The following is a 17,880-nucleotide window of genomic DNA, read 5'->3' on the forward strand; positions in this document are numbered from 1 at the left end:
AGTACGGCGGGCGCGCGGCCACCGATACGGTACTCATCAGCAACACACGCAACGGGGACAAAGCGCAAGCGCCACGGGGGCGCGGCGCGGACGTTATGAAGGTCCGTCGGGGGGCGGCCCGGTCCGCGTCGAGCGGGGGTGGAAGGCAGCCGGTGCTGACTGAGTGGGAGGGCGGTCAGCGCCGGCTGTCTTGTCCTTCGGCCCGGCGACGTTCCGAGGCCAGCAGCGTGATGCCGCCTTCCTTGCAGACCGCGTCGAGCCGCTCGATCACCGCCGCGCGGGTCTCTTCCTCGTCGGTCACCGACGCCAGCCCGACCAGCGCCTCGGCCACATCGCGCAGGTCACGCCCGCCGGCGTAGGCACCGACCGCGACACCGAACCATTCCGCCGCGAGCACGCGGTCGCCGCGCTTGGCCGCCAGCGTCGCCTCGATCATCGCGCTCGGGCCCTGCACGTCGCTCGCCGGCGCCTCACCCGCATCCATGCCCGCCGCCGTCGACCGCAGTTGGGTCAACACCGCGAACGATTCGTCGAACCGGTCGGCCAGGGCCAGCGCGAGACCGATCGTGCCGAGCACCCGGGCGCGGTGTCCGGGGTCGCCGAGCCGCTCCAAGGCCGCGATCGCCCGCCGGCCCATCTTCACCGCGTCTTCGTAGCGCCCGTCGAGGCGGTTGACCTCGGCGACGTTGGCCAGTGCCAACGCACGCAACCGGTCTTCGCCGCACTGCGCGGCCAGTCGGTCGACGGCGGCCATCCGGCGCCGGGCGGCAGCCAGGTCACCGGCCCGGATCTCGTGCCAGGCCAGGTTGTTCTGCGCGACCGCCATGTCACGGGTGCGCCCGGTGCGGGTGGCCAGCGCCAGCGCCGCGGCACCGTGCCGGCGCGCCTCGTCGTAGCCGCCGGTCGACATCCACAGCCCCGACAGTTGGTTGCGCGCGGCCAACTCGCCGGACACGTCACCCTGCTCGCGGAACGTCGCCAGTGCCTGCTCGGCCGCCGGCAACTCGAGCGGGCCGGCGCTGTGCTCGGCGGCCAGTTGGGCCACGCCGAGCTGCGCCCAGGCCCGCAACACCGGATCGGCATCGGCGGTACGCGGGTCGTCGAGCAACCGGCGCAGCCACTGCCGCCCGGCGGCGTCCCGGCCGCGGAACCGCCACCAGCGCGGCAGGTTGGCGGCCAGCAGCAGCGCGGTGTGCGGGTCGTCGATCGCCGAGTGCGCCAGCGCCGCCCACAGGTCGCTGGTCACCTCGTCGAGCCGGGCCACCGCGCCGGCCAGCTTGCCGCCGGCCAGTTCCGGCGCCACTCGGGCGGCGAACCGGGCCATCACCAGCGCGTGCCGGCGCCGGATCGCGGTCAGCTCGCCCTCGGCCGCGGCCTGCTCCTCGGCGTAGTCGCGGACCACGTCGAGCAGCCGGAACCGCATCGAGCCGGCGCCTCGCATGCCCAGCAGGCCGAGCGCCACGAGCCGGTCGAGCAGCGGCACCGGGTCGCCGTCGAGGGCGGTGCCGGGCGCGGACGTGTCGGCCAGCATGGCCTCGCCGAGCTCGACCGACCAACGGTTGCGGAACGGCGACAGCCGCCGCACCGCGATCTGCTCCTCCGGCTCGAGCAACCGGTAGCTGGCCGCGACCGCGTCGCGCAGGCTGACCGCGATCGCCTGGTAGGCACTGCCAGGTGCGGTCTCCGGGCCGGCCAGGTCGAGCAGCCGGTGCCCGTAGCGGTCGAGGATCTGGTTCATGTCGAGCACCCGGCCGCGGGCCGCGGCGAGCTCGATGGCCAGCGGCAACCCGCCCAGCCGGCGGACCAGCCGGACCAGCGCGCCGACCTCGCCCGGCTCCAACGGGTCACGGCGGACCCGGCGCAGCCGGTCGAGGAACAGCGCGACGGCGGGGTATTTGGACACTGCGGACAGGTCGAGATCGTCGGTCGGCGGCACCTCGAGCGGCACGACCGGCCAGACGCGTTCGCCCGGCAGCCCGACGGGGTGCCGGCCGGTGGCCAGGATGCGCAGCGACGGGGCGACGGCGACCAGCCGGTGCAGCGCCTCGGCGACCGCGCCGGGGGCCCGCTCCACGGCGTCGACCAGCAGCAGGCTCGGCGCACCGGCGAGGCGGCCGGCCAGTTCGTCGGCCCGGGCAACGCCCAGCACGGTCGCGGCGGCGGTCAGCACGTCGCTCTCGGTCGACCCCTCGGTGATCAGGATGCCGGCGACGCCGCCCTGATGGCGTTCCTTGACCCGCTCGATGACCGACAGGGCCACGCTGGTCTTCCCGACGCCGGCCAGCCCGACCAGGGTGACCAGGCCGTCGCCGCGGAGCAGGGTCAGCGCGACCTCGGCGACGTCGAGGTCGCGGCCGACCAGCGGGCCGGGCGGCGGCAGGCCGCGCCCCCGGCTGGCCGCGGCCGACGCGAGCGGCGTCATGGCCGGCACCGCCGGGCGCTCATCGGGTGCGGCAGCCGCGGGCGTGCCGCGGGCGGCGGCCAGAAACTCGGCGCGCGCGGCGCCGCTCAGTCGCAGCGCGGTGGCCAACAGGTCGACGGTCGTCCGCTGTGGCCGCGACGCCCGACCGCGCTCGAGATCCCGAACGGTCCGGACTCCGATGCCGGCCCGATCGGCGAGCTCGTTCTGTGTCAATCCGGCGTCGCGGCGGCGCGCCTTGAGCAGGGCGTCGAATCCCTGGTCAGCAGCGTGATCCGCGGTCATGGGCAGGAAGGGTACGCAGGTCATGGCCGGTCCGGGAGCACAACGTCGCGTCACTGACCGGTGAACGCCCGATTCCCGACAGATGATAGGTAGTTGTCAGGTGGAAATCGTCTCCCGGGGTGGTGCAACGGTCGCGGTAGCCCGCACCGGCGCCCCGCTGGCGGTCTGGAACCAGCGCTGGTGCAGCCGGCGCAGCGGCGCGGGCGACCACCAGTTCCACTCGCCGAGCAGGCTCATCAGCGCCGGCAGCAGCAGGCCGCGGACCACGGTCACGTCGAGCACGACCGCGACCACCATGCCGAAGCCGATCTCCTTGACCGCGGTCAGCCCGCCGAGCAGGAAGCCGAGGAAGACCACCGAGATGGACAGCGCCGCGGTGGTGACCACCGGGCCGGTCTTGGTGATGCCGGCCAGCACGGCGCGGTCACTGGCGGCGGCGTCGGCACCGGCGCGCCGGCGGCGTACCCGCTGATCCCATTCCTCTTTGATCCGGGCCAGCAGGAAGACCTCGTAGTCCATCGACAGCCCGAAGATGAACACGAAGAGCAGCACCGGCGTCGTCACGTCGATCGCGCCCCACGAGTCGAAGCCGAGCAGCACGTCGCCGACGCCCCACTGGAACACCACGACCAGCACGCCGAGCGTGCCGAGCAGGGTGAGCGCGTTCATCAGCAGCGCCTTGAGCGGGATCACCAGCGAGCCGGTGAGCACGAAGAGCAGGACCACGGTGACCAGGAAGAGCACGAGCACGGCGATCGGCAACCGGCTCGCGACCGAGGCCTGGTAGTCGACGAGTTCGGCCGCGGGCCCGCCGACCAGCATCGGCACCGGGGTGTTCAGGGCACGGATCCGCCGCACCAGGTCGCGCGAGGTCTGGTCGGCGGTGACACCGGTCGGCGTGACGTCGATGATCGCAGCGGGCCCGGTGATGTCGGGCCGCGGTTGCATCAGCACCACCCCCGGCATGGTGTTGAGCTCGTTCATCAGGTCGCGGACGGCGGCGGTGGCCGGGTCGGTGTTGACCACCACGACGACCGGCTCGGCCCGGCCGACGTTGAAGTCGCGCTGCACGACCTCGTAGAGCTGGCGCGCCTCGCTGCCGGCCGGCAGCGCGCGGGCGTCGGAGTTGCCCAGGTTGGCACCGAGCACGAAGGGCAGCGACAGCGCGATCAGCCCGACCGAGACGGCCAGCGCGACCGGACCGGGCTTGCGTTGCGCGACCACCGCGAGCCGGGGCAGCAACGCCTGCTTAGGCCGGGGCAGCCGGTCGAGGAGCCGGTGCCGGGTGCCGGCTTCCGGGATTCGCCGGTGCCCGATCGCGACCAGCGCCGGCACGGCGGTCAGCCCGGCGAGGGTGGCGAGCACGACCACGACCGCCCCGCCGAGGGCCATGCTCGCGAGCAGCGGCTCGGCGAAGGCGAACAGCCCGAGCATCGCGGCGGCGACGGCCAGGCCGGAGATCACCACCGTGCGGCCGGCGGTCGCCGTGACCCGGGCGAGCAGTTCGTCGAGCGCCGCCCCCGGATCGGCCGCCCGCTCCTCCCGGAACCGCGCGATCATCAGCAGCGCGTAGTCGACCGCGAGGCCGATGCCCAGCAGCGTCACCACGTTGACGGTGAACTCGCCGACGTCGCCGAGCGCGGTCAACAGCAGCAACCCCAGCAGCGTCGCGGCGACCGAGGAGAAGGCGGCGGCCAGCGGGATCAGGCCGGCCACGAACCCACCGAGGATCAACACCAGCACGACCAGGAGTACGACCAGCGCGATGCTCTCACCGACCGCCGCGTCGCTGATCGCCTGCTCGGCGAACGCCCGCTCGGCCAGTTTCTCGCCACCGACCAGCACCTGCGGCGCGTCGATCCGGTGCAGAGCGGCCGCGACCAGGTCTTCGGCCTGCTCGCGCTGCCCGTCGGACAGGCCGGGCCGCAACTCGACCTCCACAAGGGAGCTTCGGTTGTCGGCGCCGATCCGGCCGCCGGGCGCGCTGTAGAGGTCGTCGACGGACGTGACGCCGTCGATGCCGCGGATCTCGGTGGCGATCTTCTGGACGTTCTCCACCAGCGGGGGGTCGTAGACGTCGCGATCCCGGATGACCGCGACGACCTTCTCACCCTCGGGCTTGAGTTGCTGGACCCGCTGATCGGCCCGTTGCGACTCGGCGTCGGGCCGCAGGTTGTCAGTGGTCGCCAACCGGTCGAACACCGTGCCGCCGAACGCCGCGCCGCCGATCACCAGCACCAGCCAGACCGCCAGCACGGGCCACCGCCAGCGGACCATCGCCCGACCGAGCGCACCGAACATGGTTGGACCTCCCCGGATGAGTACCGGGGAATGCAAGCACCTCGGATCGGCCCGCGTCACCAGGCATTCGGCCGGGGTTAGCGTCGGGTTTAAGCCACGATCCCCATGTCGCGCGCGATGACCAGGCGCTGGATCTCCGACGTACCCTCGCCGATCTCCAGGATCTTCGAGTCGCGCCAGAAGCGGGCGACCGGGAACTCGTTCATGAAGCCGTAGCCGCCGTGGATCTGGGTGGCGTCGCGGGCGTTGTCGACGGCGCTCTCGCTGGCGTAGAGCTTGGCGATCGCGGCCTGGCGCTTGAAGTCGCGGCCGGCGAGCATCGCGGCCGCTGCGTCGTGGTAGGCCAGGCGGCCCAGGTGGGCGCGCTTCTCCATGTCGGCGATCTTGAATTGGATGGCCTGGAAGCCGGCGATCGGCTGGCCGAACGCGTGGCGCTCCTTGGCGTAGCGCACCGACTCGTCGACGCAGCCCTGCGCGAGGCCGACCGCCAGCGCGGCGATCGCGATGCGCCCCTCGTCGAGGATCCGCAGGAACTGGGCGAAGCCGCGCCCGCGCTCACCGAGCAGGTTCTCCGCGGGTACGCGGACGTTGTCGAAGGTCAGCTCGTGGGTGTCGGACGCGCACCAGCCCACCTTGGAGTAGCCGGGCGCCACCGTGAAACCGGGCGTGCCGGAGGGCACGATGATGGTCGACAGTTCCTTGCCGCCGTCGGGGCGGACGCCGGTCACCGCGGTCACCGTGACGAACGAGGTGATGTCGGTGCCGGAGTTGGTGATGAATGCCTTTGCGCCGTTGATCACCCATTCGTCGCCGTCGAGCACGGCCCGGGTGGCGGTGCCGCCGGCGTCGCTGCCGAAGCCCGGCTCGGTCAGGCCGAAGCCGGCCAGCGCCTCGCCCCGCAGCAACGGCGGCAGCCAGCGGCGCTTCTGCTCCTCGGTGCCGAACCGGTAGACGGGCATGGCGCCCAGGGAGACCGCGGCCTCCAGGGTGATCGCCACGCTCGAGTCGACCCGGGCCAGCTCTTCGAGGGCGAGGCAGAGAGCGAAGTAGTCGCCGCCCATGCCGCCGTGCTCCTCGGCGAACGGCAGGCCGAACAGCCCCATCTTGCCCATCGCGGCGACGATGTCGTAGGGGAAGGTGTGGTTGTCGTAGTGCTTGGCGATGACGGGCGCGACCACGTCCTGTGCGAACTCGCGGACGCTTTCACGCAGCGCCTCGTGCTCCTCGTTGAGCATGGGGGCTCCTAGTTCTTTAGACGGGTGTCACGCCGTGGCGACGGCGGGAGAAATGGCGGTCTTTGCCGCGGGCGGCGGCGTAGCGGGCGACCAGTTCGGCGCGCAGCAGTTCGGGCGCGACGATCGCGTCGACCACCAGTTCGCTGGCGAGGTGCACGATGTCGATGTCGCGCTCGTAGGCCTCGCGGCGCTCCGTCACGAAGGCGGCCCGCTCCTCGGGGTCTTCGATCGCGGCGATCTTGTTGGCGTAGACGGCGTTGACCGCGGCCTCGGCGCCCATCACGGCGATCTTCGCGGTGGGCAGGGCGATCGTGGCGTCGGGCATGAAGCCGGGGCCGGCCATCGCGTAGAGGCCGGCGCCGTAGGCCTTGCGCACGACCACGCAGATCTTCGGCACGGTGGCCTCGCTGATCGCGGTGATCATCTTGGCGCCGTGCCGGATGATGCCTTCCTTCTCGACCGCGGTGCCGACCATGAAGCCGGGCACGTCGGAGAGGAAGAGCAGCGGCACGTTGAACGCGTCGCAGAGCTGGACGAACCGGGTGGCCTTGTCGGCCGAGTCGACGAACAGCACGCCGCCCTTGAACATCGAGTTGTTGGCGACCACGCCGACCACCTGGCCGTCGAGGCGGCCGAAACCGATGGTCAGCTCCTTGGCCCAGAGCGCCTGGATCTCGAAGAACGACCCCTCGTCGAGCAGGCCCTTGGCGAACCGGCGCATATCGAACGCCTGCCGCTCGCTGGCCGGCACCAGCGCGGCCAGGTCGATCTCGGGCGCGCCGACGGCCGCGGCGGCCGGCGGCTGCTCGGTGTGGTTGGCCGGCAGGTAGGACAGATAACGGCGGACCGTGTCGAGCGCGTCGTCCTCGGTCTTGCAGAGGAAATGGCCGACGCCGGACTCGCGGGTGTGCACCGCCGCGCCGCCCATCGCCTCGAGCGTGGTCTTCTCGCCGGTCACCATCTCGACCATGCGGTCGGAGCCCAGATACATGCTCGCGTTGCCGTCGACCATCGCGACCACGTCGCAGAACGCCGGGATGTAGGCGCCGCCGGCCGCCGACGGCCCGAACAGCGCGCAGACCTGCGGGATCGAGCCGGAGGCCCGGACCTGGTTCCAGAAGATGTGCCCGGCGCCGCGCCGGCCCGGGAACAGGTCGACCTGGTCGGTGATCCGGGCGCCGGCCGAGTCGACCAGGTAGACCATCGGCAGGCCGGACTGGTAGGCCCGCTCGATGATCCGGATGATCTTCTCCACCGTGCGGGCGCCCCAGGAGCCGGCCTTGACCGTCGAGTCGTTGGCCATCAGGCAGACCCGGCGGCCGTCGATCATCGCCTGGCCGGTGATCACGCCGTCGGCCGGCAGCCCCTCGGCCAGCGCGTTGGCATAGAGCCCGTCTTCGACGAAGGAACCCTCGTCGACCAGGCGGGCGACCCGCTCGCGGGCGAACAACTTGCCCTTGGCGGCGTTGGCCGCGTGGTAACGCTCCGCGCCACCGGCCCGGACCCGCTTGCCGAGCTGCTCGAGCTCTTCGTCGTCGAGTGCCACACCGACCCCTTCGCCCACGCTGCTGAACGATCGTTAGGTTACTACACCCGGACATGCGAAGGGGCCCCCGCAGGTTGCGGGGGCCCCGATGGTGCTGCGTGCGGGTGGATCAGTTGGAGATGGCGGCTGCCCCGCCGGTGCTGTGCGCGAAGGCGCCGGCGCCCAGCGCGGCGATCCCGTTGCCGCTGATGTCCAGGGGAAGCTGGAGCCCGGACAGGACCTGGTTGCCATTCAGGAGACCGTAGTTGCCGGCGCTGATGAGGGTCTTGCCACCGTTGTGCGCGCCCCGGTGGTCGTCGCCGTGCTTGCCACGGTTGTGGTCCTTGCCGTGACGGCCAGCGTCGTCGTAGTCGTCGCCCTCGGTGGCACCGGTGGTCGAGCGGGCGCCCGGGGCAGTGTCCGCCTTGGGCGCGGCCGGAGCCGCGCCCTGGCCCAACTGCCCGACGAGCGGCAGGCCGGCCACGACGGGAAGCTGGCCCAGCACCGGCAGCGCCTCGTCGCGCGCTCCTTCGGCACGAGCGCTCTCGTGGATCGCGACCGAACCGCCGTCGCAAGACGCGGACGCCCCGGCCAGGCCGGCAGCGATGGCGTTGCCGCAGATGTCGATCGGCGCCTGGATCGGCAGGTAGACCTGGTTGCCGTTGAGGGCGCCGTAGTTGCCGTAGGAGATCATCGTGACGTCATTGTCGTCCCAACCGTTGCTGCGCGCGCTCTCCTGGACCGCGACCGACCCACCGTCGCAGTGCGCGGACGCCCCGGCGAGGAGAATCGCGATGGCGTTGCCGCAGATGTCGATCGGCGCCTGGATCGGCGCGTACACCTGGTTGCCGTTGGCGAGACCGTAGTTGTTAGCGCTGTAGAAGAGCGTGCCGCCGTTGCCGTCGTGATCGCGGCCCTTGCCATCGTGATCGCGACCGTCGTGGTCGTAGCCGTCGGCCCGAGCGCTTTCCTTGACGGCCACCGCGCCGCCATCGCACGATGCAGCGGCGCCCGCCCCGAGAATCGCGATGGCGTTGCCACAGATGTTGATGGGCACCTGGATCGGCGCGTAGACCTGGTTGCCGTTCAGCAACCCGTAGTTGCCCGACGTGATCCAGGTGTAACCCGCGTCGTCCCAGTCACGCTTGTGCCGGTCCTTGTCCTTGCCCTTGCCCTTGCCCTCGGCCATGGCGGCGAACTCGTCGCCGCCGTGGTGCTTCTGGTAGCCCTTGTCGTCGTCGCTGTGACGGCGGTCTTCTCCATCGCCGTGCACCGCGACCGACCCGCCATCGCACGTTGCGAACGCTCCGGCGGCGACAGCCGCGATGGCGTTGCCGCAGACGTCGATCGGTGCCTGGATCGGCAGGTAGACCTGGTTGCCGCTGGCGGCGCCGAAGTTGCCGGCGCTGACGAAGTCGCTCTCAGTGCCGCCGTTGATCGCGGCCGAGCCACCGTCACACGCCGAATACGCCCCAGCGAGGCCGGCGGCGATGCTGTTGCCGCAGACGTCGATCGGTGCCTGGATCGGCAGGTAGATCTGGTTTCCGTTGACTGCGCCGAAGTTGCCGGTGCTGACGAAGTCGGCGTGCGCCGCCGCCTGCGTAGCAAGGAGACCACCCGCGGCCATGACGCCAACGCTGATGGACTTACGAACCCAAGTCTTCATTGGGTGAAGTGACCTTTCGAGAAATGTCAGATAAGAGGGTGTTGCGGTGTCGCCTTGTCCGGGCGCGACGGTGCCGTGATGGGTCCTGACTCCGCCTGTCGACGTGCGCCCAGGTGTCGTTCGTGATGTCCGGCCAGGAACTCGCCGCTAGTCAGAGCGGTTATCGGGATTTCCTGGTCTGCCGCGCTACCGCGGACCGTGTGGCCCGGGTGGGGCTGTGGCTCCTGCCCGTCCTCGACGGTGCAGGTCCTGCATCACTAGTCAGGTGAGACGGTCGGTGCCTCGGCGTCATGCCGGGGAACCGCACTGTCGGCCGGCTTCGGCAGCAGTTGGAAGGCCACCATGCTGCCCACAACCGACGAGGGAACGGTGGCGAACGCACCACCTCCCGCCGGCGACCCCGACGCGCTGGCCGGGGTGCCCGACGCGCTGCCCTCGCCCCGAATAGGACCGGGATAGGGCTCGCGGGGCGTATCGCCGTTCCCGCGGTTCGACGCGGCCGAGGCCACGCGCTCCGACAGACCGACGTATTGCCGGATGGTGCTTGTCCCGGTGTGAGTGGCCCGAGGTTCGGCGACGCTGGCCGAACCGGGAGCGGTCGTGCCGGGCGTGCGGGATGACACGCGTCCGTGCACGCCGACGAAGCCGACGGGCGTGACAGCCGGGGTTGGCCGGCCGCGAGGGCCGGACAGGGTGCCGGTCACCGTCCGGGTTACCGCGCCCGCCGTCCTGAACAGCGGTGCCGCGAAGAGTCGCAGCATCGAGGTCATCGGGCGGAGAAACGCGGTCACCGGCGCGAGGACCGGCAGGGCGACCTGAGCCACGGGGGTAAGCAGGGCGCCCGGGACGGCCAGCGCACGGGTTACCCCGAGCGGAGCGACCGGTCCAGGTGTGCCGGCCGGCCCGCTGGTGTGCGGTCCGGACCGGTCCGCCGAGCGGCTCGGCGTCCCGTCGGGGATGCTGAGTCGGACGGCCGTACGGGCGGCGGCGGGTTCCGGCTTCGCTGCCGGTGCCGCGCCCGCGATGACGATGGAGCCTTGTGCCGTCGTGCTGGGCGCGACGACGGCCGCGGCGGGATCCGAGATGACCCGCTGCGCGGTGGTCCGGCCGGTCGACACCGGTCGCTCGACGGTCGGCTCTGCCGTCACCGGCAGCGCTCCGTCGAGCAGGCCGGTCGCCGTGCTCAACACCGGCTTCGCGGTCTCCAGTACCCCGGTCAGTGGCGCGAGGACGGACCTCGCACCCTGATCGGCGACCGGTTCCGCACCGGCGGCCTGCGCCGCCGACGCGGACAGCAGCCAAGCCGCCCCCGCGAGACCACCGACGACGAGCGTCCGGACCAGGACCCGCCGCGGCGCCGTGCGCTGCTTGCGCTCGACCCCCGACCGAATCATGGTTGGCCTTCCGCTCGCCGGTTCGTTAGGAGTGGCGGTCCGGCCTGATTTGACCGGTTATGACCGCCACTGCTCTAGGTAACGAACTGGCCTGGAGCGGGTCACGCAGGTGAATGGGAAAAATTGGTCATCCCGTGACTTATCGCATGCGGCCAACGATGCCCGTGTCGTAGTCACCGGAAACGAACTCCGCCTGCTCGAGCAGCTCGGCGAAGAATGGCAGGTTCTGTTTCGGACCCACGATCTCGAAGCCGGCGACGGCGGCCCGGGCCCGGTCGAGCGCCTGCGCACGGTCGTCGCCATAGACAACGAGCTTGGCCATCAACGAGTCGTAGAACGGCGTGACTGTCGTCCCTGCGGTGTACCCCGAGTCGACCCGGACGCCCTCGCCGGTCGGCTCGACCCAGGTGCTGATCGCGCCCGGGCCGGGCAGGAAACGCTTCGGGTCTTCGGCGTTGACTCGCAGCTCGATGGCGTGCCCGCGGGGCGCCAGGGCGGCCGGGTCGAACAGCGGCGGCAGGCCGGCGGCCACCCGCAACTGCTCCTCGACCAGGTCGACGCCGTAAACCAATTCGGTCACCGGGTGCTCCACCTGGAGCCGGGTGTTCATCTCCAGGAAGAAGAACTCGCCGGTGGCCGGCTCCAGCAGGCACTCGACGGTGCCCGCGTTGCGGTAGCCGACCGCCTCGCCGGCCCGGACGGCCGCGGCCAGCAGCCGGGCCCGCAACTCGGGCGTGACCGCCGGTGACGGCGACTCCTCGGCCAGCTTCTGGTTGCGCCGCTGCACCGAGCACTCGCGCTCGCCGAGCGCCACCACGGTGCCGTCGGCCAGGCCCAGGATCTGCACCTCGACGTGGCGTACCCGGGCGAAATAGCGCTCGATCAGCACCGCGCCGTCGCCGAACATCCGCTCGGCGAAGGTTTGCACCTTCGCGTACTCGGTGCGCAGCGCGGCCTCGTCGGCGGCGACGCCCATGCCCATGCCGCCACCGCCGGCGGCGGCCTTGACCATCACCGGGTAGCCGATGCCGGCGGCCGCCTCGACCGCCGCGTCCACCGACGCCGCCGGGTCGGTGGTGCCGGGTGCGACCGGCACGCCGGCGGCGGCCATCAGGTTGCGCGCGTTGATCTTGTCGCCCATCGCGCTGATCGCGGCGGGTCCGGGGCCGACCCAGATCAGGCCCGCGGCCTCGACCGCGCGGGCGAACTCGGCGTTCTCCGACAGGAACCCATAGCCAGGGTGTACGGCCTGCGCGCCGGTGGTCTTGGCCGCCTGCAGGATCGCCTCGACGTTGCGGTAACTCTGCGCGACGTTGGCCGGGCCGATCAGCACCGCCTCGTCGGCCTCGGCCACGAAGGGCAGGTCGGCGTCGGCCTCGGAGTAGACGGCGATCGTGCGTACGCCGAGCCGGTTGGCCGTGCGGAGCACCCGGCGCGCGATCTCGCCGCGGTTGGCGACCAGCAAAGACTCGATCATCAGGACTCCCCTTTCGGCGGGCGGCACTGCCCGGCTGGAGGATAAATGGTCCTGCTGCCGCTCCTGCTCAGGCGGTGTCGCGCAACGCCGCCATGGTGGCGACCCGGAGCAGGTCGGCCAGCCGCTCGCGGTTGACCTCGCCGCCGAGGAACGGGGTGGAGTTCATCAGGCCGAACGCGGCGTGTGCGAGCACCCGGGCCTCGGGCGCGGTGAGTTCCGGACGGATCCGGGTGAGGACCTTGACCCACTCTTCGACGTAGAGCCGCTGCAGACGGCGGATCTGCCGGCGCGGGTCGTCGGGCAGCCGGTCGAGTTCGTGCAGGTGCAGGGCGATCACCGCGGGGTTGGCCAGCGCGAAGTCGACGTGGAACTCGACCAGCGACGCCAGTGCGGCCTCGCCGGGATGCCGGGCGACCCGCTCGCGGCCACCGGCCAGCAGACCCTCGCTGACCGGGATGAGGGCGGCCACGAGCATCGCCTCTTTGCCGGCGAAATGGTGGTAGAGCGCCGGCCCGGTGACCCCGGCGGCGGAGCCGATGTCGTCCATCGAGACGCCGTGATAGCCCCGGGCGGCGAACAGCCCGACCGCGATCTCGAGGATCTCGTCGCGCCGGGATCGGCGCTTCGGCGGGGTGGACGCGGCGCTCGGGATGGCGGGGTCCGCTTGTTGTTCCAGCGTCACGTGGCCAGCCTAGCCAGCTGTCAAGACCAACAAGGTGTCGCGATCTTGAATTCGGCCCCGGATTTCGGGGGTTTCTGTGGTGATTTGTCCGATGGTTTCGCGTGCCGCACGTCACGTTCCCCGCTTCAGCGAGCCGGGCTCTTCGCCACGCGCGATCGGTGAGCGCACCAGGTTGCCCCACTCGGTCCACGAGCCGTCGTAGTTACGCACGTGCGAATAACCCAGCAGGTGCCGCAGCACGAACCAGGTGTGGCTGGAGCGCTCCCCGATCCGGCAGTAGGCGATGATGTCGTCCCCTTCGGACAGTCCCAGCTGGTCGGCGTAGATCGCGCGCAGTTCGTCGGCCGACTTGAAGGTGCCGTCGTCGTTGGCCGCCGCCTTCCAGGGTTTGCTGACCGCGCCCGGAATGTGGCCGCCGCGCAGCGCGCCCTCCTGCGGGTAGGCCTCCATGGCCAGGAGCTTGCCGGTGTATTCGTCGAGCGAACGCACGTCGACCAGCGGCCGACCGGCCTGGATGTGGGCCAGCACCTGCTCGCGGAACGCCCGGATGCGGGCGTCGTCGCGGCGCGGCACCGGGTAGGGCGTGGGCGGGCGCTGGGTGCGGTCGCGGGTCAGTTCGCGCCCTTCGGCGGCCCATTTCTGCCGGCCGCCATCGAGCAGGCGCACGTCGGGGTGGCCGAAAAGAGAGAACACCCAGAGGGCGTACGCCGCCCACCAGTTGAAATTGTCACCGTAGAAGACGACCGTGTCGTCGCGGCTGATGCCCTTCCCCGAGCAGAGGGCGGCGAAGCCCTCCGGGTCGACATAGTCGCGGGTCACCTCGTCATTGAGCTCGGTGTGCCAGTCGACCTTGATCGCGCCCGGGATGTGCCCGGACTCGTAGAGCAGCACGTCTTCGTCGGACTCGACGACCACCAGGCCGTCGCGCCCCAGATTTTCCGCCAGCCACTCGGTGGTGACCAGCGAGTGCGGGTCGGCGTAGGTCTGCAGCCGGGGGTCCGGGTCGTTGGAAACGGACATAAGCGCAACGCTATACCCGCCACGGTCACCCGAGGTCACGAACCGCACGCACCGCGGCGTCGACGTGCTCCTCGCTGTTGGCGATGGTCGGGCCGAGCCGCACGTAGGAGGTGCGGTAGGGGGTGACGCTGGCGACCACCTTGGCCGCGGCGAGCCGGCCGACCGCCTCCTCGGCGGTCACCTGGCCGACGGTGAAACAGACCACCCCGGCGGAGAGTTCCGGGTCCCGCGGCGTCATCAGGGTGACCCCGGCGATGCCGGCCAGGCCGGCCTTGAGCCGGGTGGCCAGGTCACGGACCCGCCCGGCGACCCGGTCGCGGCCGATGCTGTCGTGCAGGTCGAAGGCCTCGGCGAGGGCCCAGCGGTGCTCGAAGCTGTGATAGCCGCCGGGCGTCGCCGCGGCACCGGGCGGCGTCGCCGCCCGACCCCCGGTCATCCAGCCGACCAGGCTGCGCCCGTCGAACGACGGCACGCTCGGGGTGAACCGGGCCCAACCCCGTTCGGAGCCCCAGACCAGCCCGGTGCCGCGCGGGCCGTGCAGCCACTTGTGCCCACCCGAGACCAGGAAGTCGCAGCCCAGGCTCTCGGGCGCGGCGTCGAGGGCGCCGAAGCCGTGCACTCCGTCGACGCAGAGGAGCAGGTCGCGGCCGGCGAGGGCGTCGGCGATCGCCCGGATCGGCAGCCGGACGCCGGTGCTCGAGTGCACCCAGGTCAGGGCGACCACCTTGGTGCGCGGCCCGACCGCCGCCACCAGCTTGCCGACGATCTCGTCGGTGCTCGCCCTGGCCGGCTCGGCGTAGAGCGCGACCTGGCGGACGGTGACGCCGTCGCGCTCGGCCCGCAGCCGCAGCGCCTCGTGGGTGGCGTAGAAGTCGTGCGTGCTGGTCAGCACCTCGTCGCCGGCGGCCAGCCGCAAGCCGCCGTAGAGCAACCCCAGGCCGAGCGTGGTCGAGTCGGTGAACGCCACCCGGTCGACCCCGGTGCCGAGGTATTTCATCGCCGCCCCGGCCACCCGGCTCTCAGCCGCCGCCTCGTTGGCATGCAGATAGCCGATCGGGTCGCGGTCGAGCCCGGCCCGGTGCTGCTCGATCGCGGCCCGGACGCCGGCCGGGTGCGGCGCGAAGACGAAGGTCGACAGGTGTGCGACCTCGGGCGCCAGGTCGAACTGGGCCCGCACACTGGCCCAGTCGCCCGGATCGAAGGGTCGCGGCGCGGCGGTCTGCGCACCGTCGCAGGCCGCGACACCAAGGAGGCCGACGGCGGCGGTCGCACCCAGCAGACCCCGGCGGCTGAGCTGTGCCATAGAGCACAGTGAACACCGCCAACGTCACACCCGGGTCACTCGGCGTTGCTCAGGCCGAACGGGGTCAGGTCGGGCCGCTTCGCGGTGATCAGATCACCGGAGGAGCGGCCGGTGATCCGGCGCTTGACCCAGGGCGCCAGGTGCCGGCCGGCCCAGGCGGCGTCGGCGGCCCGGGCCGCGAGCCAGCGGGCCGACGGCAGTCGCTCCGGCGGCACCATCCATTCCGGATCGGACTGCACGCCCAGCGCGGCGAGCACATGCCCGGCGACCCGGCGGTGCCCGAGGGCCGACAGGTGCAGCCGGTCCGGGCCCCACATCACCGGGTTGTGGAACTCGTGGTCGACGAAGAGGTCGACGAGGCGGGCGCCGTGCCGCTCAGCGGTCTCGCCGACCGCGCGGTTGAGCAGCGCCGTACGCGGGCCGATGATCTTCTGCCCGGGCAACCGGGCGGTCACGTCGGCGAACCGGAACACCACGACGTCGGCGCCGGTCGACCGCAGTTCGCCGATCACCGCGTCGAAGCGAGCGACCAGCACGTCGGGGTCGAACGAACGGCGCAGGACGTCGTTGCCGCCCGCCGCGAAGCTGATCAGGTCGGGCTTCATCGCGAGGGCGGCCGGCACCTGCTCGGCGACCACGTTGGGAAACAGCCGGCCGCGGATCGCCAGGTTGGCGTAGCGGAACTCGGGGGCGTCGACGGCCAGCCGCGACGCGACCAGATCGGCCCAGCCGCGGTAGGTGCCGTCGGGATAGGGATCGTCCATTCCCTCGGTGAAGCTGTCTCCGACCGCCACGAAACTGCGCCATTGCACGACCGCATTTTGGCACCGTGCCCACCGGGACGCACCAATCCTTGTCGGCAACGTCACTCGACGGGATCCACGCCGAAGGCGGCGCTGTTGTTGGCCGGGGACTTGTCGCCGACCGCGCCGATCCGGACCGTGCCGCCACCCGGTGCCGCGTCACCCGGGTAGACCAGGCGCATCGTCACGGTCACGGACTTGCCGGCGGCCAGCGGTTTGAGGGCCGCCGTCAGGATCCGCGGCGGACCCTGGGACGCGACGGTCGGCAGTTTCCCGGCCGCTCCGGTCATCGACTGCACCACCGCGGGCACCGGCAGCTCGAGCGTCACCGTCGCGTCGGTGGCCGTCCGGTTGCCGGCGTTGGTCACCGTGATCACCAGGTCACCGGTCCAGGCGTCGGAGGGGTCGCGGGTCAGCTTGACGGTCTTCGTCGCCGAGATCTTCAGGTCGACCGTGATCTTCGGGAACGACGCCGGCCCACCGGTCTGGGCGAAACCGCTGCCGTTCCACCCGTACACCCGCCATTGGAAGCCGTTGTCCGGGTGTCCGGGCTGGCTGTCGAACCAGAGGACGCGGATGCCCCCGCCGGCCACCGCCTGGACCTCGCCGAGCACGCCACCGCCGGGCTCCGGCCGGTTCGCGACGACCCGGCCGAGCGTCGCGACCGAGCCGTCGGCGGCCCGGTGGAGCGCGAGCACCTGATCCTCGATCACCTCGTCGGCGCCGGGGCGCGGGTAGGCCCGGCAGCGCAGCAGGATCAGCGCGTCGCCGGCGCCATCGCGGTCGACATCGGCCAGGACCACGTCGCCGGTGACCGTCAGGTTCCGGTCGTCGGTGTTCGTGTTGGGCACCGGCTGGCGGCCGTCCGGGCAGGCGTCGGTTCGCCACGCCGGCACGTCGATCGTCGCCTGCCGGACCTCGGCCGTCGTCAGGGCCTTGAGCGGCGCGGCCGGTGGCGTGGTGGTCGCGGTCACCGTCGGGCCCGGGGTGATGGTCGGCGGTGCCGTCGCCGACGGCGTGTTCGCCGGGCCGACCGGCGGACGGTCGCCGCCGAGCAGGCCGCTGAGCGCGATCCCGCCGGCGGCGACCACCACCACCGCGGCGGCCGCCCCCGTTGCCATCGCGCGCCGCCGCGCGAGCCTGCGTGACGTCGCCAGGGCCCGCTCGTGCAGGTCGACCGACTGCACCTCGTCGGCCAGGTCGCCCAGGTCCGCGCGCAACTGGTCGAAGTTCATCGGGCACTTCCTTCCGGGACGTACAGGTCGGCCAGCTCCGGCGCCACGGCACGCATCCGGGCCAGGGCTTTGGCCGTCTGGCTCTTGACCGTGCCGATCGTGACGCCGAGCAGGTCGGCGGCCTCGGCCTCGGTGCGGTCCTCGAAGAACCGCAGGACAAGCACCGCCCGCTGGCGGTTGGTCAGCTTGAGCAGCGCGTTCCGCAGGGTGATCCGGAGTGTGGTGTGCGCCGCGTGGTCCGGCCCGGCATCGCGGGCGCGCGGCTCGGGCATCTGGTCGGTGAGCGACTCGGCCACCCGGCCCCGGCGCCACCAGGAGACCTGGAGGTGGTACATCGTCCGGCGGGTGTAGGCCTCGGCGTTCTCGACGGCGTTCAACCGCTTCCAGGAACGGTGGGTACGCGCGAGCGCGGACTGGACGAGATCCTCCGCCAGGTGCTGGTCGCCGGTCAGCAGATAGGCCGACCGCAACAGGGCCGGCGTTCGGGCCCTGACGAAGGAGTCGAACTCGTCCACTCTGGATCCTCCGTTGGCTG

The 17,880-nt window shown here is 71.8% G+C and carries 13 protein-coding genes; all 13 read right to left on the reverse strand.

Translation table 11 applies throughout. From position 1 onward, the window contains the following. Window positions 1–175: 175 nt before the first annotated feature. The 13 genes from AB0J74_RS23535 to AB0J74_RS23595 all read right to left on the reverse strand — a co-directional run bounded on the left by AB0J74_RS23535 (window position 176) and on the right by AB0J74_RS23595 (window position 17,860). Complete coding sequence (locus AB0J74_RS23535; RefSeq protein ID WP_363451316.1) at window positions 176–2,704, reverse strand: tetratricopeptide repeat protein; 2,529 nt, start codon at window positions 2,702–2,704, stop codon at window positions 176–178. Window positions 2,705–2,800: 96 nt separating this feature from the next. Continuing rightward, a complete protein-coding gene (locus tag AB0J74_RS23540) occupies window positions 2,801–5,005 on the reverse strand; it encodes an MMPL family transporter (protein ID WP_363451318.1) in 2,205 nt (734 codons plus the stop codon). Window positions 5,006–5,094: 89 nt separating this feature from the next. Continuing rightward, window positions 5,095–6,240, reverse strand: coding sequence for an acyl-CoA dehydrogenase family protein (locus tag AB0J74_RS23545; protein WP_363451320.1), 1,146 nt, complete (start codon window positions 6,238–6,240; stop codon window positions 5,095–5,097). Between the two features lie 16 nt (window positions 6,241–6,256). Further along, window positions 6,257–7,786, reverse strand: coding sequence for an acyl-CoA carboxylase subunit beta (locus AB0J74_RS23550; RefSeq protein ID WP_363451322.1), 1,530 nt, complete (start codon window positions 7,784–7,786; stop codon window positions 6,257–6,259). A 109-nt stretch (window positions 7,787–7,895) separates the two neighbouring features. After that, entirely contained in the window at window positions 7,896–9,392 is a 1,497-nt protein-coding gene (locus AB0J74_RS23555; RefSeq protein ID WP_363451324.1) for a chaplin family protein, read from the reverse strand. 296 nt (window positions 9,393–9,688) lie between these two features. Continuing rightward, window positions 9,689–10,825 (reverse strand): hypothetical protein, encoded by a 1,137-nt coding sequence (locus AB0J74_RS23560; protein WP_363451326.1) that lies wholly within the window; start codon window positions 10,823–10,825, stop codon window positions 9,689–9,691. Between the two features lie 139 nt (window positions 10,826–10,964). Next, the gene (locus tag AB0J74_RS23565) at window positions 10,965–12,302 is read right to left on the reverse strand and encodes a biotin carboxylase N-terminal domain-containing protein (RefSeq protein WP_363451328.1); all 1,338 of its coding nucleotides are present in this window, start codon (window positions 12,300–12,302) and stop codon (window positions 10,965–10,967) included. 67 nt (window positions 12,303–12,369) lie between these two features. Beyond that, window positions 12,370–12,984 carry a helix-turn-helix domain-containing protein gene (locus tag AB0J74_RS23570; protein WP_363451330.1) on the reverse strand — a complete coding sequence of 205 codons (615 nt, stop codon included), beginning with the start codon at window positions 12,982–12,984 and terminating at the stop codon, window positions 12,370–12,372. A 111-nt stretch (window positions 12,985–13,095) separates the two neighbouring features. After that, the gene (locus AB0J74_RS23575) at window positions 13,096–14,004 is read right to left on the reverse strand and encodes a sulfurtransferase (RefSeq protein ID WP_363451332.1); all 909 of its coding nucleotides are present in this window, start codon (window positions 14,002–14,004) and stop codon (window positions 13,096–13,098) included. Window positions 14,005–14,029: 25 nt separating this feature from the next. After that, complete coding sequence (locus AB0J74_RS23580; RefSeq protein WP_363451334.1) at window positions 14,030–15,307, reverse strand: aminotransferase class V-fold PLP-dependent enzyme; 1,278 nt, start codon at window positions 15,305–15,307, stop codon at window positions 14,030–14,032. Window positions 15,308–15,342: 35 nt separating this feature from the next. Next, window positions 15,343–16,119 (reverse strand): SGNH/GDSL hydrolase family protein, encoded by a 777-nt coding sequence (locus AB0J74_RS23585; protein WP_363451337.1) that lies wholly within the window; start codon window positions 16,117–16,119, stop codon window positions 15,343–15,345. 53 nt (window positions 16,120–16,172) lie between these two features. Next, window positions 16,173–17,345, reverse strand: coding sequence for a hypothetical protein (locus AB0J74_RS23590; protein WP_363451339.1), 1,173 nt, complete (start codon window positions 17,343–17,345; stop codon window positions 16,173–16,175). Next, a complete protein-coding gene (locus AB0J74_RS23595) occupies window positions 17,342–17,860 on the reverse strand; it encodes a SigE family RNA polymerase sigma factor (RefSeq protein ID WP_363451341.1) in 519 nt (172 codons plus the stop codon). Before AB0J74_RS23595 ends, AB0J74_RS23590 begins: the two co-directional genes overlap by 4 nt. Between the last annotated feature and the right edge of the window lie 20 nt (window positions 17,861–17,880).

This window comes from Asanoa sp. NPDC049573 (genome assembly GCF_040676615.1).
Classification (GTDB): Bacteria; Actinomycetota; Actinomycetes; order Mycobacteriales; family Micromonosporaceae; genus Asanoa.

What these genes read in the sequence shown, in the direction of transcription:
- AB0J74_RS23535 (WP_363451316.1), bottom strand. Translation starts at nt 2,704, where the DNA reads ATGACCGCGGATCACGCTGCTGACCAGGGATTCGACGCCCTGCTCAAG.
- AB0J74_RS23540 (WP_363451318.1), bottom strand. Translation starts at nt 5,005, where the DNA reads ATGTTCGGTGCGCTCGGTCGGGCGATGGTCCGCTGGCGGTGGCCCGTG.
- AB0J74_RS23545 (WP_363451320.1), bottom strand. Translation starts at nt 6,240, where the DNA reads ATGCTCAACGAGGAGCACGAGGCGCTGCGTGAAAGCGTCCGCGAGTTC.
- AB0J74_RS23555 (WP_363451324.1), bottom strand. Translation starts at nt 9,392, where the DNA reads ATGGCCGCGGGTGGTCTCCTTGCTACGCAGGCGGCGGCGCACGCCGAC.
- AB0J74_RS23560 (WP_363451326.1), bottom strand. Translation starts at nt 10,825, where the DNA reads ATGATTCGGTCGGGGGTCGAGCGCAAGCAGCGCACGGCGCCGCGGCGG.
- AB0J74_RS23565 (WP_363451328.1), bottom strand. Translation starts at nt 12,302, where the DNA reads ATGATCGAGTCTTTGCTGGTCGCCAACCGCGGCGAGATCGCGCGCCGG.
- AB0J74_RS23575 (WP_363451332.1), bottom strand. Translation starts at nt 14,004, where the DNA reads ATGTCCGTTTCCAACGACCCGGACCCCCGGCTGCAGACCTACGCCGAC.
- AB0J74_RS23580 (WP_363451334.1), bottom strand. Translation starts at nt 15,307, where the DNA reads ATGGCACAGCTCAGCCGCCGGGGTCTGCTGGGTGCGACCGCCGCCGTC.
- AB0J74_RS23590 (WP_363451339.1), bottom strand. Translation starts at nt 17,345, where the DNA reads ATGAACTTCGACCAGTTGCGCGCGGACCTGGGCGACCTGGCCGACGAG.